The organism is Flavimaribacter sediminis (assembly GCF_019492055.1).
Classification (GTDB): domain Bacteria; phylum Pseudomonadota; class Alphaproteobacteria; order Rhizobiales; family Rhizobiaceae; genus Flavimaribacter; species Flavimaribacter sediminis.
Window position 1 is genome coordinate 1,007,177 of record NZ_JAICBX010000002.1, and the last position, 17,084, is coordinate 1,024,260.

The window sequence follows — 17,084 nt, forward strand, 5'->3', positions numbered from 1 at the left end:
CTAGCGCTCCTTCACATAGGGCACGCCGCCGGCCTTTGGCGGCACCGCCTTGCCGATGAACCCGGCCAGCAGGATGACCGTGAGCACATAGGGCAAGGCCTGCATGAACTGGACCGGAACCGTGCCGATAAGCGGCAGGCTCTGCCCCTGCAGCAGTATGCCAAGGGCGTCGAGGAACCCGAACAAAAGGCAGGCGAACATGACGTTGACCGGCCGCCACTTGGCGAAGATCAGGGCGGCGAGCGCGATGAATCCCTTGCCCGCCGTCATGCCCTTCACGAAACCGGCGGCGACCGCCATGGAAAGATAGGCGCCCGCGATGCCGCACAGAATGCCGCAACAGATGACAGCCAGATAGCGCATCCGGGTCACCGATATGCCGGCCGTATCGACGGCGCCCGGATTTTCACCGACCGCGCGCAGGCGCAGGCCGAACCGGGTGCGGTGCAGCACCCACCAGGTAAACGGCACCATGGCGAATGCGAAATAGGTCAGCACGAAATGACCGGATATGAGATTGGTGTAGATCGGCCCCAGGAAGGGAATGTCCGCAAGAGCGTCGGCAAAGGGCAGTTCGACCGCCTGGAAACGCGCGTCCCCGGTCAAGGCAGGCGTGCGGCCGCCCTGCCGGAACCAGGCCTGACCGAGTATCACAGTGGCGCCGAGCGCAATGAAATTGATGGCGACGCCGGAGACGATCTGGTTGCCGCGCTGGGTGATCGACGCGAAGCCGTGGACGAGCGCAAGCCCCAGCGAAACCAGAATGGCGACTCCGAGACCCATGTAAACGGACTGGAAGACCGCGGCGGCGGCGCCTCCGCCAAAGGCGGCCGCCAGCATCTTGCCTTCCAGGCCGATGTCGAACACGCCCGAGCGTTCCGAAAACAGGCCGGCGAGGGCTGCAAGGATCAGCGGGACCGAGAGGCGAATCGTGCCTTCAAGCGTCACCAGCAGGATTTCAAAAGCCTGATCCATATCCTATTCCCCCGCCCCGGCGGCGCGTGTCTGCCTGCCCACGCCCTGCATGGAGGAGAAAAAGGCGGTTATGGCGGGACGGAACATATGCTCCAGCGCGCCAGCGAACAGGATGACGAGTCCCTGGATGATGGTGATCATGTCGCGCGAAATTTCCGGCATTTCGAAAGAGATTTCGGCGCCGCCCTGATAGAGCACGCCGAAAAGAATGGCGGCCGGAATGATGCCGGCCGGATGCGACCTTCCCATCAACGCCACAGCGATGCCGACAAAACCGGCCCCGGTGACGAAATCGAGCTGCATGCGCTGCTGGTCGCCCATGATCGGGTTCAGCGCCATCATGCCTGCAAGCGCGCCGGAGATGATCATGGTGATGATGATGATCCGGGCTTCCTTCATGCCGGCGTATCGCGCGGCGGTGGGGCTGTGGCCCATGGTGCGCATTTCGTAGCCGAATTTCGTGCGCCAGATCAGCAGCCAGACGAGCACGCAGCAAACAAGCGCCAAAAGGAAGGACACGTTGAACGGCGCGCCGCCGATATCAAGACCGAAGATCGACATCAGCCAGTCGAGCTTCGGCAACTCCCCGCCTTCTGTGAAGGTGCGGGTCTGGGGCGCCATCGACCCGATCGGTTTCAACACATCGACCAGCATGAAAACCATCACGCTGGAGGCAATGAAGTTGAACATAATCGTTGTGATAACGATATGGCTGCCGCGTTTGGCCTGCAGGTAGCCCGGGATGAAGGCCCAGGCGGCGCCGAAAAAAGCCGAGCCGGCGATCGCGACCACGAATGTCAGATACCACGGAAAGATCCCGTCGAAGGCCAGACAGGCCAGGGCGACGCCAAGACCGCCGATATAGGCCTGGCCCTCGCCGCCGATATTGAACAGTCCGCAATGGAACGCCACCGCCACGGCAAGACCGGTGAAGATGAAGTTCGTGGCGTAGTAGAGCGTAAAGCCGATGCCCTCGCCGTAACCGAAGGCTCCCTGAATAAGTAGTGATGCGGCGCGCAAGGGGCTCTCGCCGACCAGCAACACGACAAGGCCGGCGACCAGAAATGCAAAAACAAGGTTGATCAGGGGAATGAGGCCGTATTCGACCCAACCCGGCAATTTTCCAAACGGCGCGCTCATTCCGCCGCCTCCATCGGTTCCTCGACGCCAGCCATCAGCAGCCCCAGTTCGGATTCAGATGCGTCAGGCGACCGCTCGCCGACGACGCGGCCGGCGAACATCACGAGGATGCGGTCAGACAGCGACCGGATTTCGTCGAGTTCGACCGACACCAGCAGCACGGCCTTGCCGGCGTCGCGCATCTCGATGATGCGTTTGTGGATGAATTCGATGGCTCCAACATCGACGCCCCGCGTCGGCTGACCGATCACAAGCACCGTCGGATCGCGCTCCATCTCGCGCGCAAGCACAATCTTCTGCTGGTTGCCCCCGGAGAAATTGGCGGTCTTCAGCCGCACGTCAGGAGGACGAATGTCATATTGCTCCGCGGTCTCCTGGGCATGGCGCCGGATGCTGCCAAGATTGAGCATGGGACCGTTGAGATATTCCGGATCGTAATGATAGCCGAGTATGGCGTTCTCGTTCTCCTCGAAGGCCAGCACCAGTCCCATGTGGTGACGGTCTTCCGGCACATGGGCCATCTTTCGCTTGCGCAGATCGGCGGGATCGGCTTCGCCGGTCACGTCGATCGGTTCGTTGCACAGCATGACCTTGCCGCTTACGGCGCGACGGATTCCGGTGATCGTTTCCAGCAGTTCCGACTGGCCGTTGCCGGCCACGCCGGCAATGCCGACGATTTCGCCGGCACGCACGTTGAGCGACACGTTGTCGACCATGGTCACGCCGCGGCTGTCCTTGACGGTCAGGTTCTCGACCGAGAGCTGGACGTCTTTCGGCTCCGCTTCGCCTTTTTCCACGCGCAGAAGAACGCGCCGCCCGACCATGAGCTCGGCCAGCTCCTCGACCGAGGTCTCCGAAGTCTTGCGCGTCGCCACCATCTCGCCGCGACGCATCACCGAAACCTCGTCGGTGATCGCCATGATCTCCCGCAGCTTGTGCGTGATGAAGATGATCGTCTTGCCCTGTTGGCGAAGCTGCTCGAGGATCCGGAACAGGTGATCGGCCTCGGCCGGCGTCAGAACGCCCGTCGGCTCATCGAGAATCAGGATGTCGGCGCCACGATAAAGGGCCTTCAGGATTTCCACCCTTTGCTGCAGACCGACCGGCAATTCCTCGATGATGGCGTCCGGATTGACATCGAGGGAATATTCTTCTTCCAGCCGCTTCAATTCCGCGCGCGCCCGGGTGATGCCCTTGTTGAGAATGGCGTTTTCTTCCGCGCCGAGCATCACGTTTTCAAGGACGGAGAAGTTTTCCACCAGCATGAAATGCTGGTGCACCATACCGATCCCCGCCTCGATCGCGACATTGGGATCGCGGATGACGATCTTGTCGCCCCCGATGAAGATGTCGCCGGCGTCGGCCTGATAGAATCCGTACAAAATCGACATGAGCGTCGACTTGCCTGCGCCGTTTTCTCCGATAATGCCGTGAATGGTTCCCCTGCGAACCTGCAGATTGATGTCCTTGTTGGCGTGGACAGCACCGAAACTTTTGTCGATACCCCGCAATTCGATCGCCAGACTGTCCATGCGTGACCTTATTTTATCATCTGGTATAAAAACGACTGTATTCGCCTGTTGAATGCGACACCAGCCCAATTTATGGGTTTTTTCACAGGGATGAATCAGCGCAAGCCGGGAGGAACGATGCCGCCATTCACATTCAACACGACGCCGCAGATTGTCGCGAGGCCTGGAGCTTGCGCGCAAATAGCGGAAATCGCCGGCCTGCGCCTCGGCGAACGCGTCCTGTTCGTCACGGACAGGGGCATCCGCAATGTTGGTCTGGAACGCACCGCCCTGGCCGCGCTCGAGGCGTCCGGACATTCAGTCACGATCTTCGACGAGGTCGAAGCCGACCCCAGTCTGGCGACGCTCGAAAAAGCAATCGCCGTTGCTCGTGAGGTTGACGCAACCGGCGTTTTCGCGCTCGGCGGCGGCTCGTCGCTGGACGTCGCGAAGCTGACCGCGCTGATCGCCGGCTCCGGCGAAGACATCGACGAGGCCTGGGGCGTGGGAAACGCGAAGGGACCGCGACTGCCGCTGGTGCTAGCGCCGACGACCGCCGGCACGGGGTCGGAGGTCACGCCGGTATCGATCATCACGGTGGGCGGAGACGAGAAACGCGGCGTGTCGTCGCCGCTTATTCTGCCGGACATCGCCGTCCTTGACGCCGAACTGACGCTGACCCTGCCGGCGCCGACCACGGCTGCAACCGGCATTGACGCCATGGTGCACGCGATCGAGGCCTATGCGTCGAAAAGCGCCAACAACAATCCGGTGTCCCGCATGCTGGCGAAGGAAGCGCTCAGACTGCTCGGCGCCAATATAAGAACGGTGATTGAGCGCCCGGAGGATATCGATGCGCGCAGCGCCATGCTGCTCGGCTCGACACTGGCCGGCATGGCCTTTGCCAACTCCCCGGTCGCGGCAGTGCATGCGCTCGCCTATCCGATCGGCGGGACATTTCATATTCCGCATGGCCTTTCCAATGCGCTGGTGCTGACGGAGGTCCTGCGCTTCAACGCGGCCGAGACGCAAAACGGGTCGGCCGCGCGCTATGCGGAACTTGCGCCATGCGCCTTTGCCGATTTTCCCGATCATGGCGGCACGCAGGCCAATTGCGCCGCCTTCATCGAGAGGCTCGCCGACCTTTCAGCCGCAGTCGGACTTCCGAAACGTCTGCGCGACGTCGGCATCGGCGAGGCGGCGCTGCCGCAGATGGCGCGCGACGCAATGAAACAGACGCGGCTACTCGTCAACAATCCGCGCGAGGTCAGCGAGGCGGACGCGCTGGCTATCTACAGGGCGGCCTGGTGACCATGACAAGACCGTCTCCCTACACGCGCAGCGACTTTCGGCTCTTTCGTCCGCTGCAAACGCGCTGGTCCGACAATGATATCTATGGCCACATGAACAATGTGGTGCATTACCTGCTGTTCGACACGGCGGTGAATGGCTGGCTGATCGATCGCGGACTGCTCGATATCCGCAACGGCGATACGATCGGTCTGGTGGTGGAAACCGGATGCCAGTATTTTCGCGAGATCATGTTTCCGGACAGTGTCACCGCCGGAATTCTCGTCACGCGGCTCGGCAATTCTTCCGTGACCTACGAGGTGGGTCTGTTCGCCAATGAAGACGACGGGGCGGCGGCGCAAGGACGTTTCGTCCATGTCTATGTCGACCGCGAAACCCGCCGGCCGAAGGCGCTCCCCGACGACTGGCGCACAGCGCTTCAGGAAATCAGCGCATGACTGCGTCGTCGGACGAGCTTGGCGAGCGCCTGGCGCGGCTGGAGGAGCACGTCGCGCATCAGCAGCGCGCAATCGAGGAGCTGTCCGATCAACTGAACGCGCAATGGAAGGCGATCGAATCTTTGCAGACGCGTCAGAAGAAGCTTGTCGAGCGGTTTGTGGCGGTGGAGGATCACGTCCGCGAAGCGCCCCCAGACACCAAGCCGCCGCATTACTGATACGCCGTGCGACGATTTTAGTCGTCGACGCGCGGCTCCACGTAATGCCAGGCCACGGCGATCACTCCCATCACGATCAAGGCGATGATGAACGAGAGCGCCGCTCCCAATCCAAGCTGGAACGCTTCCATCTGGTTGGATATCAGCGGTGCGATCATCATTCGTTTCGGATCGCCCATGAGGATTGGAACGAAAAACATGCCGATGGCGGGAATGAAAGTCAGAACGGTCGCAGAAATGATCCCGGGCATGGTCTGCGGCAGCGTCACGTGCAGGAACGCCCGCGGTGGCGAGGCGCCGAGATCCTCCGCAGCCTGAACAAGCCGCCAGTCCATTTTCTCCAGAGACGTATAAAGCGCGATCACTGCGAATGGCAGGCAGAAGTATGTCATCACCAGAATATTGGCGAATTGCGAATAGACCAGGAACGGCAGGGGCTCATCGATGACGCCCAGTAGCCGCAGTCCCTTGTTGATCACGCCGCCATTGCCGAGGATCGCCATCCAGGCGTAGGCGCGCAACAGACCGCTGGTCCAGAAGGAGAGGATGACCGCGCCGATCAGGATTTTCTGCCACCGATGCGTATAGCGAACGATGTAATAGGTCAGCGGATAAGCCACGACCAGCGTGGTCAGCGTGATGATTGCGGATGTCCACAATGTACGCAGGAGAACGCTCTGATAGGACCAGGAATCGAAGAACGCGCGGTAATTGGCGAGCGTCCATTCCGGTATGATCTCGTAGTTTCGGCTCGTCCAGAAACTGTAGACGAACATGATGCCCAGCGGCGCCACGAAGAGCATGGTCTGCACAAACAGCGCAGGCAGGAGGCTCCACGGCGCATTCGGCATGCGTCGCGAGGACGACGCCCAATCCGGCGCCGTCTCCGCGGCTTGACCGGCAGGCTTGCCGGTCTCGTCGGGTAGTGGATCTGTTACGATCGTGCTCATGTAGCAGCGAGAACGTCGTTCCAGGCGGCTGCATACTTGTCGGGATATTCCGGAGCGCGAATCAGCTTCATGTTGAAGGCGACCTCGGGCTGATCCATGAAGTTCGCCTTGACGATGTCATCGTGGCCTTCCGCGATCAGTTTCTCCACGCCCGCCCGATTTGCGCACCCGCGCTGCAGGCGCAGGAAATTGGTTGCGACGTAATCGGCAGAATGGATCTCGTTGATCCATTTCAGCGCGTCTTCCCGATTGGCGGCGTCCTTGACCAGCATGTCGCCGTCGATCCAGCCATAATAGCCTTCCTTGGGCGGGTTTGTGCCCATTTTCGGGCCGCCATTCGCGGTCACCGTATAGGCGCGACCGGGCGAACTCATGCCGATCCAGATCGTGCCTTCAACGAACAGACGCAGCTGTTCATTCCAGCCCTTGGTGATCGTTGGCGCGTTGCGCTTGATCTTGATCAGGATTTCCTTGGCCTTCTCGAGCTGGGAATCGTTCATCTTGAACGGATCTTCGTAACCGAGCAGGAAGGCGGCGATCGGCCACATGAATTCATGCTGGTCTGAGAAGGCGACGTGTCCCTTGTATTTCGGATCAAGCAGAGCCTCGTAGGAATCCGGGGCTTCTGACACCTCATCCTCGTTGTAGACGAGGATCGTCGGGTTCCATCCCCAAGGCGCCATCAGCATTTTGCCGTCGGAAGTGACCAGGTCCGGAATATGCTTGAACTGTTCGTACATATTGGCCTTGACGTTCGGAATGCTGTCCAGATCGATGGGTTCGATCATGTCAGCTTCCAGATATTTCAGCGTCCACAGGCCGTCAGCCTCTATCAGGTCGTACTGGCTCACCCCGGAAAGCTTTAGCTTGGCGAAGGTCGAGGCGTTCGAGTTCATCGCGATGTGATTTACGCGGATCCCCGTCTCATCATAAAACTCGGCAATTCCGCCCGGTTCGACATGACCGCCCCAGGCCATCCAGTTGACCTCGCCGGCGGCGTGTGCGCGCCTTGGCGACATGAGGGATCCGCTTGCCGTCACTGCCCCGAGCGCCGCAGCGCCCTTGAGAAGTTCACGCCTTTTGAGGTGGGTTTTCATTGCCAGTTCTCCTGTAGAGGTCGGGTTGATATTGATTAGCCGGTTTTTGTTATTCCGTTTTCTTTCCACGGTTTCAGTTCTGTTTTTAATTGGCAAAGACACTCGCATCAGCGTCTGACCAGGTTACGTAGACAGCGTCTCCGTCGTTTACGGCGTCGCTCGTCGACGTCATTCCATCGCTCAGCCGGTAGGCGACCAGTTCGTGTCCGGAAGCATGTTGAACATGGCAATGGGCGACGAATCCGACCTTGTTCAATCGGCTCAGCGTTGCTTCGAAGAAGTGTCCCTCCACCGGCTTGTTGCGCGAAACGCGTATCCGTTCCGGCCTGACAAGCAGCGACACCGCCTCGCCCTCGGAGATCGCCGCATCACTGCGCGCCGGCATCGCGCCAATTCCTTCGAGTTCGACCATCATGGATTGGCCGCTGACCTGGCTGACACGGCCTGACAACGCATTCGGCGAGCCCATGAACTCCATCACGAAGCGATGCGACGGCGTATCGTAAATTTCCGTCGGGGTTCCGACCTGCAGCACCTTCCCGTGATCCATGACCGCAATCCGGTCGGACATGGTGAGCGCCTCTTCCTGGTCGTGGGTCACATAGACGAAAGTGATGCCCACCTTTCGTTGCAGGTTTGTGAGTTCCGTCTGCATCTGTTTGCGCAATTTCAGATCGAGCGCGCCGAGCGGTTCGTCCAACAACAGCACCGACGGCTGATTGACGAGCGCCCTCGCCAAGGCGACGCGCTGGCGTTGTCCGCCGCTGAGTTGAGCCGGACGACGACCTTCCATGCCGCCGAGCGAAACCAGGTCCAGAATTTCCGAAACAGCGGTGCGTCGCTTGGCGGCGGGCAAGCCCTTCATCTTCAGTCCGAAGGCGACGTTGTCGCCAATCGTCATATGCGGAAACAACGCATAGCTCTGGAACACGGTGTTTACCGGCCGGCGGTAGGACGGAACGTTGGCGACATCATGCCCCGCAATGCGCAACGCGCCGGAGGTTGGCATTTCGAAGCCGCCGATCAACGCGAGCGTTGTGCTCTTGCCGCAGCCACTGGGACCAAGAAGAGAAAAGAATTCGCCCTTGCGAATGTTCAAGTCGATGCTGGAAAGCGCGCACACCGTGCCGTAGTTTTTTGTAACGCCGCGAATTTCGACAGCGTCCGGCGCATTGACCGGTTCGCCGGCCGCCTGATGATCAGATTTGATTGTGATGTTCATTTTCCATCGGCTGCCTGCATGACCCTCCCACCGACCAACTATGCGGATGTTACGGGTCCCTTGTCAACCAAAGCTATATAGGATTAGTGTTGTCGCTAGTTGGGCTTCCTGAGCTGGAGAGCAAGACGTGACTGTACATCCGTATGTTGCTGAAAATGACGCGGGTAGACGCACGGCGCTTTTCTACGATGCGTTCGCGAATGGCCGCGAACGACCTCTATCGCCAACGCTCTCGACCTACGCCGCCCATTCCGAGAAGGCGTCGGGTCAAGACGCTTTCGCTCATTTCGCAAGAATAGATAAAAGGACCTGATAATGGCCACCAAACTGCCCGAGACTGGCCTTTCCCGCGACGAGATCATCAACCACCTCACCGATCTCAAGAAAGACGACATCAAGTGGGCGGAAGGGCGCACGCCGATGTTCATTTTCAAGGCGGACACCGAACTCAGCAAGCTTACCCAGGAAGCCTTCAACCTCTACTTCAACGAGAACGCCCTTGGCGCGCACCGCGCATACAAGAGCATTCGACAGATGGAAGACGACATCGTCGCTATCGGCCTCGATCTGTTCAATGCGCCTGCAGGCGGGCAGGGCTACTTCACCACCGGCGGCACCGAAAGCATCATGTGCGCTGTGAAAACCGCCAAGACGTGGGCGCGCGACAAACGGGGCGATCCCAAGTTTCACGGCAACATCGTCGCAGCGGAGACCGCGCATCCGGCTTTCCGCAAATCATGCGATCTCATGGATATCGAGATCAGGAAATACCCGGTGAAAGACTTCCGGGCGGATCCCGCCGCACTGGAAGCTGCCATTGACGAAAACACATTCATGATTATCGGCTCCGCGCCCTGTTTTCCCTATGGTGTCGTCGATCCAATCGAAGAGCTTTCCGAGGTCGCCCTCAGGCACGATCTTTGGCTGCATGTCGACGCCTGCGTCGGCGGCTACATGCTGCCTTTCGCCGAAGAACTCGGGCAGAAGATTCCTGTCTGGGATTTCCGCGCTCCCGGCGTGGCTTCGATCTCGGCGGACCTTCACAAGTTCGGCTACGCGCCGAAGCCTGCTTCAACCGTCTTCTTCCGCTCCCAGGAGCATGCGAAGCATCTTATCTTCTTCTACAATGAATGGCCGAGCGGCCTCTACGCGACGGCGACGGTCGTCGGAACGCGTCCCGGCGGAGGCGTCGCCGGAGCGTGGGCGACGCTGCACGCTCTCGGTCATGAAGGCTACCTGGATGTGACCCGAAGGCTGCTCGACCTCATCGCCCGCTACAAGAAGGGCATAGAGGAAATTCCCGGACTGAAGGTCATCGACGATCCGCAGCTTGCGATCATTGCTTTCACCTCTGACGAGGTCGACTTGCTTCAGGTTGGCAGCCACATGCCGAAACGCGGCTGGCTGCCGAGTTTTCTGCAAGAGCCCAAGGGCATGCACCTGATGCTTTCGCTTATCCACGAACAGGCTTGCGACAAGTGGCTGGAGGACCTGCGCTGGGCGGTGGAGGAACAGCGCGCAGCCGCGCCGGGCAGCGAGAAAAAGGTCGACGTCGTCTACTGACGGCGTCGAAGAACGCCGGGCGGAACCAGCAACATGACAAGGGCAATCAATGCAGCTCGTCTCGATCGTTTCATCAAGGAAGCAGACGATGCGGACTGGATGATGACAGGGCAGACCAGATGACCAGACGCTTTCTTCTCATCTATACGATCCTCGGATTCTGCTTCCTGTATGTGCCGCTGTTCTTCCTCGTCCTGTTCTCCTTCAACGACAGCATCATTCCGTCACTGCCGATTCGCGGGCTCACCCTGAAATGGTATCGCGAACTTGGCCATGACTTCGTTCTGCACGACGCCCTCTACTCCAGCCTGATCATTGCGTCGGCGACGACCGTCATTTCGACGACGATCGGAACGATGGCGGCTTTTCCGCTCGTCCGCAGCGCTTTTCGCTTCAAGCGCATGAGCCAGGCGCTGCTTCTGCTGCCGATGATCATCCCGCACTTCCTGATGGGCGTCGCTCTGCTGCTGTTCTTTTCCTTCGTAAACATGCCGCTGTCCCGACTGACCATCATACTGGGTCACGTCGTCTTTACCCTGCCCTTCGCAGTTCTGATCGTATCGACGCGCCTCTACGGGTTCGACCGGACCCTGGAGACAGCCGGCGGCGATCTGGGCGCATCGCCCCTGAGAGTTTTCTGGCACATCACCCTGCCATTGATCGCGCCCGGTGTCGCGGGCGCCGCCCTTTTCGTCTTTACGCTGTCGATGGACGAGTTCCTCATCACCTATTTCGTGTCCGGCCAGCGCGGCACACTGACGATGTATATCTGGAGCCTTATGAAGGACGGGATCGGACCGCGTATCAATGCGCTGGCGAGCTTGCTTTTCGCCGTGTCGTTCCTGATCCTGATCGTTGGCGGTTGGTTGACGCGCAATGCGGGGCAGACCGCGCGCTGATTTTTTATGAATCCGCGCCGCGCCGACTGATCGGCGAGACGCTTGAAAAATATCGTTAAAATATCGCCCGTCGCGGGGCAATCGGCCTTGCCGTGAAAACCGGTTGCCCGTAATTACTCTGGTCCGCGCAAATGCGTATGGCGGGAGGAATGAATTCATGACCGGGTTTTCGCATTTTACGCCGCTCGTACAGTCGCTTCCGGCGACAATACCCTTTGTCGGGCCGGAAGCCCAGGAGCGCAAATCCGGCAAATCCTTCCGTGCGCGCATCGGCGCCAACGAGAACGGCTTCGGGCCGGCGCCCTCGGTGCAGGAGCATATACGGATAGCCGCCGGCGATGTCTGGAAATACGCCGATCCGGAGAATTTCGATCTGCGCGCCGCACTTGCAGATCATCTGGGCTTGAAGCCCGACCAGATTGTGGTCGACGGCGGCGTCGATACGTTGCTCGGCCTTGCCGTGCGGCAGGTGGTGAGCGAAGGAACGCCCGTCGTCAGCTCGCTCGGCGCCTATCCGACCTTCAACTACCATGTGGCGGGATTTGGCGGACGACTGGTCACCGTACCCTATCTGAACGATCGCGAAGACCCGGAAGCACTGCTCGACGCAGTGAAGCGCGAGGAAGCGGCCATCGTCTACATGTCCAATCCGGACAACCCGATGGGAACATGGCACAGCGCCGAGACGATCAGCGCATTCGCAGCGGCGCTACCCGAAAACACCCTGTTCGTGCTCGACGAAGCCTACGGCGAGATGGCGCCGGACGGCGCATTGCCGCCAGTCGACGCCTTCCTCGATCGGCCGAACATCGTCCGGATGCGCACCTTTTCCAAAGCCTATGGACTGGCCGGCATGCGCTGCGGCTACGCCTTCGGCCATCCCGACACTATCGCCTCCTTCGACAAGGTGCGCAATCATTTTGGCATGAACATCCTGACCCAGATCGCGGCGTTAGAGGCGCTGCGCGACCAAGCCTATCTTGCCGACGTGCTGGGACGGATCGAGGCGTCCAAGGGGCGGATCTCGGCGATCGCCCGCGCCAACGGGCTGGAGCCGCTGCCTTCGGCGACCAATTTCGTGACAATTGACTGTGGCCGCGACGGAGCGTTTGCGGCGGCCGTCCTTGCAGCGCTGGTTGAACGCGGCGTCTTCGTGCGCATGCCGGGGGTCGAGCCGCTCAATCGCTGCATTCGCATCAGCGCCGCGCCGGAAGCGGACATCGACATTTTTGAAGAAGAACTGCCGATGGCTCTTGCCGCGGCGTCCTGATAGGACGGCGCGCCATTTATGTCGCCAGAAATTCCCTGAGCAGGTGCTGCTGATCCCGCGCCACGAAGGTCGGGGCGTGGCCGATATCGTGAAACTCTGCGAATTGCGGTTTCGGACCGCGCTTCAACATTTCCTCAGCGACCGGCTTCGCCAGCACATCGGAGTCCGCGCCGCGAACCAGCAAGGTCTTCGCCTCGACGGCGTCATATTGCGGCCATGTATCGAAATCGGCCGGATGCTGAATAAATTGCGCGGCGATCGCCGGGTCGTAATGGGCGGTCAACCGACCGTTATCAGTGCGCCTGACGGATGTATCGACAAGGCGGCTCCAGAAGGACTCCGGATTATCGCCGAACGGCGCATAGCTTGTCCTCAGCCATTCGCCCATTTCCCGGATCGTATCGTGTTCTGGCGGGTTGCCGACATAGTCGGCGATGCGTCGCCGCGCCGCTTCCGGAATCTCCGGACCGATATCGTTGATGACGAGATGCGTGATGCGCCCTTTCAGCGCTTCTGCGGCCATGCGGATGCCGATCAGGCCGCCCATTGAGGTGCCAACCCAGCGCAGCGTGGCGGGGCCGTAGTGATCCACGATGGTCATGACCGTGTTGCAATACAGGGCCATCGAGTAATTGTCGCCGGAGGTCATCCAGTTCGAAAGGCCGCGACCGACCGTATCCGGGCAGACGACGAAATACTGATCAGACAGCGCTTCCGCGATTTCGTCGAAATCCCGGCCGGTGCGGGCAAGGCCATGCCACATCATGACGAAGGGGCTGGACCGGTTTCCCCATTCGCTGACATGCAGTTCCAGATCCTTCGAGCGGATATAGGCAGAGGTTCTCTGCGCCATCAGTGCGCGCCCTTCTTCATTAGCGTCCCGGCTATCCCCGCTGGAAAGAAATAGACCAGCAAAACGAACAATATGCCGAGCCAGAGGAGCCAGCGGTCCGGCGCGAGAAGGTCCGGCAGCAGCGGAATGCCGGCTGTCGCTTCCGAGGCGATTTCCATCAGGTCCTTGAGATAATACTGCGCCAGGCTCATCAACGTTGCGCCGATGATCGCGCCAAGCATCGTCCCCATGCCGCCGATCACGACCATCAGCAGAATGTCGATCATGATCGCGAAGGACAGCGAGGTGTCGGGGCCGGTATATTTCAGCCAGACGGCCCGCATGACGCCGGCGCAGGTCGCGATCAGCGCCGCGATGCAGAAAATCGCCGTGCGGTAGAACACCACGCGGTAGCCGAGCGCCTCGGCGCGCATCTCGTTCTCGCGGACGGCTTCAAGCACCGTGCCGAGCGGCGAAGCGACAATGCGCATCATGACGAGATAAAGCAGCAGCGAACCGAAGAAGACGAAATAGTAGAGCGCCATCTTGCCGTTGGCGCTGACGCCGAAGATCTTCAAGACCTTGCCGTTCTCGTCGGTCAGCAACTTGGTGGCGGGAGAAAACAGTTTCGGAATCTTGTAGATGACGCCGTCCTCGCCGCCCGTAAAGTCAGACAACTGACTGGCCAACACCGCCATCACGGAAGCCGCCGCGAGCGTGACCATGGCGAAGAAGATGGCTTTCACACGCAGCGACAGCATGCCGACGAGGGCGGCGAGCAACAGCGACACGACAAGGGCGATAACGCCGCCGGTCAAAAGCGCCGTCCAGGTCGGTCCCATCAGCTTGAGGGCGATCGCCGCGCCATAGGCGCCGATGCCGAAGAACATCGTATGGGCGAAAGACACGATGCCCGTATAGCCGATCAGCAGGTCGTAGCTCGCCACCAGCACGATGAAGACACAGATGCGCGAGGCCACTTCCTGGCTTCTGACATCCGGAAACAGGAACGGAGCGAGGAAAAGGCAGACGCCGATCAGGCCAACGATGGCATAGACGATGAAGCGGCCTGTTCTGCCGATTGCATGGCGGCTTGTCGCTGCAAGTGTCGCGTCGGTCATATCAGTCCCCTCACTGCACCGCCGGCCGCAAGCCGTAAGGCCGCCACAGCAGGATCGCCATCATCAGCAGCATGTTCGAGGCGAGCGACATTTTGGGCGCCAGAAAGGCGACGTAGTTGCCCATCAGCCCGACCATCAGCGCGCCGAGCAGCGAACCTTCTATCGAGCCGAGCCCGCCGATGATGATGACGATAAAGACGATGATCATCATCTCGGAGCCGATCGCCGGCGTGATCAGCGTCTGGTATCCCGCCCACATGGCGCCGCCGATGGCGGCCAGCGCCGAGCCCGCCATGAAGACGCCGATGAACAGCCGGTCGATGCGGAAGCCCAGCGCTTCTACCATCTCGCGATTCTCGACGCCGGCGCGTACGAGAAGGCCGATCCGGGTCCGGTTCAGCACGAAATACAACGCCAAATAGGCTGCCAGTCCGAGCGCAAAGGCAAAGATGCGGTAGGTCTCGATCGAGACGTCGCCAATGATCAGCGATCCGGCCAGGAAATGCGGTCGCGCAACGGAAATCGGCGAGCCGCCCCAGATGGTGAGAATTATCTGCTCCGCCACGATCAACGCGCCCATGGTGATCAGGATCTGGCGCAGATGGTCCCGATAGACCGGCTTGATGATGACCTGTTCGAAGAACCAGCCAGCGAGCAGGCCGAAGAGGGCGGCGGCGATGATCGCCGCAAGCATGGCGAGCACGTTTAGAAAGACACTGTCGGCGGCGACCCAGGCGCCCAGCCCGGCGAGCACCGACGCGGCGACGAAAGCGCCGAAGGACACGAAGGCAGAATGACCGAAGTTGAGCACGTCCATGAGCCCGAAGACGAGGCTGAGACCCGAGGCCATGAGAAAGATCATCATGCCCATGGCGAGGCCGGCGACGGTCAGCGTGATCCAGGTCGACGGCGAACCGATCAGCACCAATGCGATCACCGCGATCAGAACCGGGAGCAGATTGACCCCGCCGAACCTCTCGAATGTTGCTCCAAGGGATTTCAAAACCGCCTCCTACTGATGCGAATCGAGCGACAGGCTCAGCAGACGCGTCTGCAGCTCCTGATCCTCGACCAGCGCCGCCATCGAACCGGTGTGGACGATATGGCCGTCATCGATGACGGCGACCGTCTGACCCAGCGATTTGGCGAAAAGAAAATTCTGCTCGACCAGCAAGATGGTCGTTTCCTGTGCGACTTCGCGGAAAGCCGATATCATGTTGTGGATGATGGCCGGCGCCAGACCCTTTGTCGGCTCGTCGATCAGGATCAGGTCGCGCTTCTCGATGATGGCCCGCGCAATCGCCAGCATCTGCTTCTGACCGCCCGAGAGCGACCACGCCGATTTGGTCCAGAAGGTCTCCAGCGCCGGAAACAGCATATATATCCATTTCAGCCGGTCCGGATCGAACTGGCCGTCTGTCGAGGCGAGACGCATGTTTTCCTCGACGGTGAGACCACCGAAGATACCCATGTTTTCCGGAACATAGGCAATGCCGTGACGGGCGATATCCGACGTATGCAAGCCGGCGATTGTTTTGCCGCGAAAGGTGATGGCGCCCTGGCGGGCCTGCCAAAGGCCCATGATCGTGCGCAGCGTCGTCGTCTTGCCGGCGCCGTTGCGACCGAGCAGCACATGGACGCCGCCTTCGGGAACGTCCATCGAGACGCCATGGAGCACATGATATTGCGCGATGTCGGTATAGACGTCGTCCAGCTTGAGGATCGGCGCGCTCATGCCGCGTCCTCCGCCGGAATGCCGAGATAGATTTCGCGCACAATCGGCAGCGCGATCACTTCGTCTGGAAGACCGTCGGCGACAAGTTCGCCATTGTGCAGCACGATGATGCGGTCGGCGAGCGAGCGCACCACGTCCATCTTGTGCTCCACCAGAAGAACGGTCTTCGACGCATCCTTCTTGATCTCCTCGATCAGTTCGAGGATGACCGGCGCCTCGTCCACCGACATGCCCGCCGTCGGTTCGTCGAACATGAAGACGTCGGGTTTCAGCGCCAGGAGAAGCGCAATCTCAAGCTTGCGCTGATCGCCATGCGGCAGCGCTGTGACCGGCAGATGCGCCACGCGATCGAGCCGGGTCGCCTCGAGATAGGCGTGGGCTTCGTCCCGCAATTTTTTAAATGAGCGCGCCGTGCGAAAGATGACATGTCCGAGACCGTGCTGGGCCTGGACGGCCAGACGGACGTTTTCGAGCACGGAGAGCTGCGGAAACAGATTGGTGAGCTGGAACGCGCGACCGACGCCGGCTTTCGCACGGGAGGACGGGCTGAAGCCCGTGATCTCGGTTTCGCCCTTGAAGATATGGCCCGAACTCGGCCAGAGCTGCCCGGAGATCAGGTTGAAGTAGGTCGTCTTTCCAGCCCCGTTAGGGCCGACGATCACCGTCAGTTCGCCAGGGTGGAAGGACGCGCTGACAGCGTTGACGGCGGTATGGCCGCCGAATTGCCGGGTCAGCTTGTCGGTACGCAGTGATGCGGACGACATAGGATCGATTTCTCTTTGTCTGCAGGATTATTCGACAAC

The 17,084-nt window shown here is 60.3% G+C and carries 17 protein-coding genes; 6 read left to right on the forward strand and 11 right to left on the reverse strand.

The window, feature by feature from the left end; all coding sequences use genetic code 11:
* The 3 genes from K1W69_RS12965 to K1W69_RS12975 are packed head-to-tail and all read right to left on the reverse strand — an operon-like array spanning position 1 to position 3,647.
* Positions 1 to 975 (reverse strand): ABC transporter permease, encoded by a 975-nt coding sequence (locus tag K1W69_RS12965; protein ID WP_220228755.1) that lies wholly within the window; start codon positions 973 to 975, stop codon positions 1 to 3.
* A gap of 3 nt (positions 976 to 978) precedes the next feature.
* The gene (locus K1W69_RS12970) at positions 979 to 2,115 is read right to left on the reverse strand and encodes an ABC transporter permease (RefSeq protein WP_220228756.1); all 1,137 of its coding nucleotides are present in this window, start codon (positions 2,113 to 2,115) and stop codon (positions 979 to 981) included.
* The gene (locus tag K1W69_RS12975) at positions 2,112 to 3,647 is read right to left on the reverse strand and encodes an ABC transporter ATP-binding protein (RefSeq protein WP_220228757.1); all 1,536 of its coding nucleotides are present in this window, start codon (positions 3,645 to 3,647) and stop codon (positions 2,112 to 2,114) included. Before K1W69_RS12975 ends, K1W69_RS12970 begins: the two co-directional genes overlap by 4 nt.
* A gap of 117 nt (positions 3,648 to 3,764) precedes the next feature.
* Between K1W69_RS12975 and K1W69_RS12980 the strand changes: the two genes are divergently transcribed.
* The 3 genes from K1W69_RS12980 to K1W69_RS12990 are packed head-to-tail and all read left to right on the forward strand — an operon-like array spanning position 3,765 to position 5,592.
* Positions 3,765 to 4,937 carry an iron-containing alcohol dehydrogenase gene (locus K1W69_RS12980; protein WP_220228758.1) on the forward strand — a complete coding sequence of 391 codons (1,173 nt, stop codon included), beginning with the start codon at positions 3,765 to 3,767 and terminating at the stop codon, positions 4,935 to 4,937.
* Between the two features lie 2 nt (positions 4,938 to 4,939).
* Entirely contained in the window at positions 4,940 to 5,374 is a 435-nt protein-coding gene (locus K1W69_RS12985; protein WP_220229334.1) for an acyl-CoA thioesterase, read from the forward strand.
* Positions 5,371 to 5,592: a SlyX family protein gene (locus tag K1W69_RS12990; RefSeq protein WP_220228759.1), complete on the forward strand. Its 222-nt coding sequence runs from the start codon at positions 5,371 to 5,373 to the stop codon at positions 5,590 to 5,592. The genes K1W69_RS12985 and K1W69_RS12990 overlap by 4 nt, the downstream gene beginning before the upstream one ends.
* Positions 5,593 to 5,609: 17 nt before the next feature.
* Here the strand turns inward: K1W69_RS12990 and K1W69_RS12995 are convergent, their stop codons facing one another.
* The 3 genes from K1W69_RS12995 to K1W69_RS13005 form a co-directional block, all read right to left on the reverse strand.
* On the reverse strand, positions 5,610 to 6,542 hold the full coding sequence (locus K1W69_RS12995) for an ABC transporter permease (protein ID WP_220228760.1): 933 nt from the start codon (positions 6,540 to 6,542) through the stop codon (positions 5,610 to 5,612).
* Positions 6,539 to 7,639, reverse strand: a complete 1,101-nt coding sequence (locus tag K1W69_RS13000; protein ID WP_220228761.1) for an ABC transporter substrate-binding protein — start codon at positions 7,637 to 7,639, stop codon at positions 6,539 to 6,541. The genes K1W69_RS12995 and K1W69_RS13000 overlap by 4 nt, the downstream gene beginning before the upstream one ends.
* A gap of 85 nt (positions 7,640 to 7,724) precedes the next feature.
* Positions 7,725 to 8,861 (reverse strand): ABC transporter ATP-binding protein, encoded by a 1,137-nt coding sequence (locus tag K1W69_RS13005; RefSeq protein WP_220228762.1) that lies wholly within the window; start codon positions 8,859 to 8,861, stop codon positions 7,725 to 7,727.
* Between the two features lie 315 nt (positions 8,862 to 9,176).
* Between K1W69_RS13005 and K1W69_RS13010 the strand changes: the two genes are divergently transcribed.
* The 3 genes from K1W69_RS13010 to K1W69_RS13020 all read left to right on the forward strand — a co-directional run bounded on the left by K1W69_RS13010 (position 9,177) and on the right by K1W69_RS13020 (position 12,593).
* Positions 9,177 to 10,424, forward strand: a complete 1,248-nt coding sequence (locus K1W69_RS13010) for a pyridoxal phosphate-dependent decarboxylase family protein (RefSeq protein ID WP_220228763.1) — start codon at positions 9,177 to 9,179, stop codon at positions 10,422 to 10,424.
* Between the two features lie 119 nt (positions 10,425 to 10,543).
* Positions 10,544 to 11,323: an ABC transporter permease gene (locus K1W69_RS13015; RefSeq protein ID WP_220228764.1), complete on the forward strand. Its 780-nt coding sequence runs from the start codon at positions 10,544 to 10,546 to the stop codon at positions 11,321 to 11,323.
* 157 nt (positions 11,324 to 11,480) lie between these two features.
* A complete protein-coding gene (locus tag K1W69_RS13020; RefSeq protein ID WP_220228765.1) occupies positions 11,481 to 12,593 on the forward strand; it encodes a pyridoxal phosphate-dependent aminotransferase in 1,113 nt (370 codons plus the stop codon).
* A gap of 16 nt (positions 12,594 to 12,609) precedes the next feature.
* Here the strand turns inward: K1W69_RS13020 and K1W69_RS13025 are convergent, their stop codons facing one another.
* From K1W69_RS13025 to K1W69_RS13045, 5 genes are read right to left on the reverse strand one after another with little or no spacing between them, the layout of a single operon-like run.
* Positions 12,610 to 13,446, reverse strand: a complete 837-nt coding sequence (locus K1W69_RS13025; protein ID WP_220228766.1) for an alpha/beta fold hydrolase — start codon at positions 13,444 to 13,446, stop codon at positions 12,610 to 12,612.
* Positions 13,446 to 14,546: a branched-chain amino acid ABC transporter permease gene (locus K1W69_RS13030; RefSeq protein WP_220228767.1), complete on the reverse strand. Its 1,101-nt coding sequence runs from the start codon at positions 14,544 to 14,546 to the stop codon at positions 13,446 to 13,448. Before K1W69_RS13030 ends, K1W69_RS13025 begins: the two co-directional genes overlap by 1 nt.
* A gap of 10 nt (positions 14,547 to 14,556) precedes the next feature.
* Positions 14,557 to 15,549, reverse strand: a complete 993-nt coding sequence (locus K1W69_RS13035) for a branched-chain amino acid ABC transporter permease (protein WP_258571022.1) — start codon at positions 15,547 to 15,549, stop codon at positions 14,557 to 14,559.
* 9 nt (positions 15,550 to 15,558) lie between these two features.
* Complete coding sequence (locus tag K1W69_RS13040) at positions 15,559 to 16,281, reverse strand: ABC transporter ATP-binding protein (protein ID WP_220228768.1); 723 nt, start codon at positions 16,279 to 16,281, stop codon at positions 15,559 to 15,561.
* On the reverse strand, positions 16,278 to 17,045 hold the full coding sequence (locus K1W69_RS13045) for an ABC transporter ATP-binding protein (protein ID WP_220228769.1): 768 nt from the start codon (positions 17,043 to 17,045) through the stop codon (positions 16,278 to 16,280). Before K1W69_RS13045 ends, K1W69_RS13040 begins: the two co-directional genes overlap by 4 nt.
* Between the last annotated feature and the right edge of the window lie 39 nt (positions 17,046 to 17,084).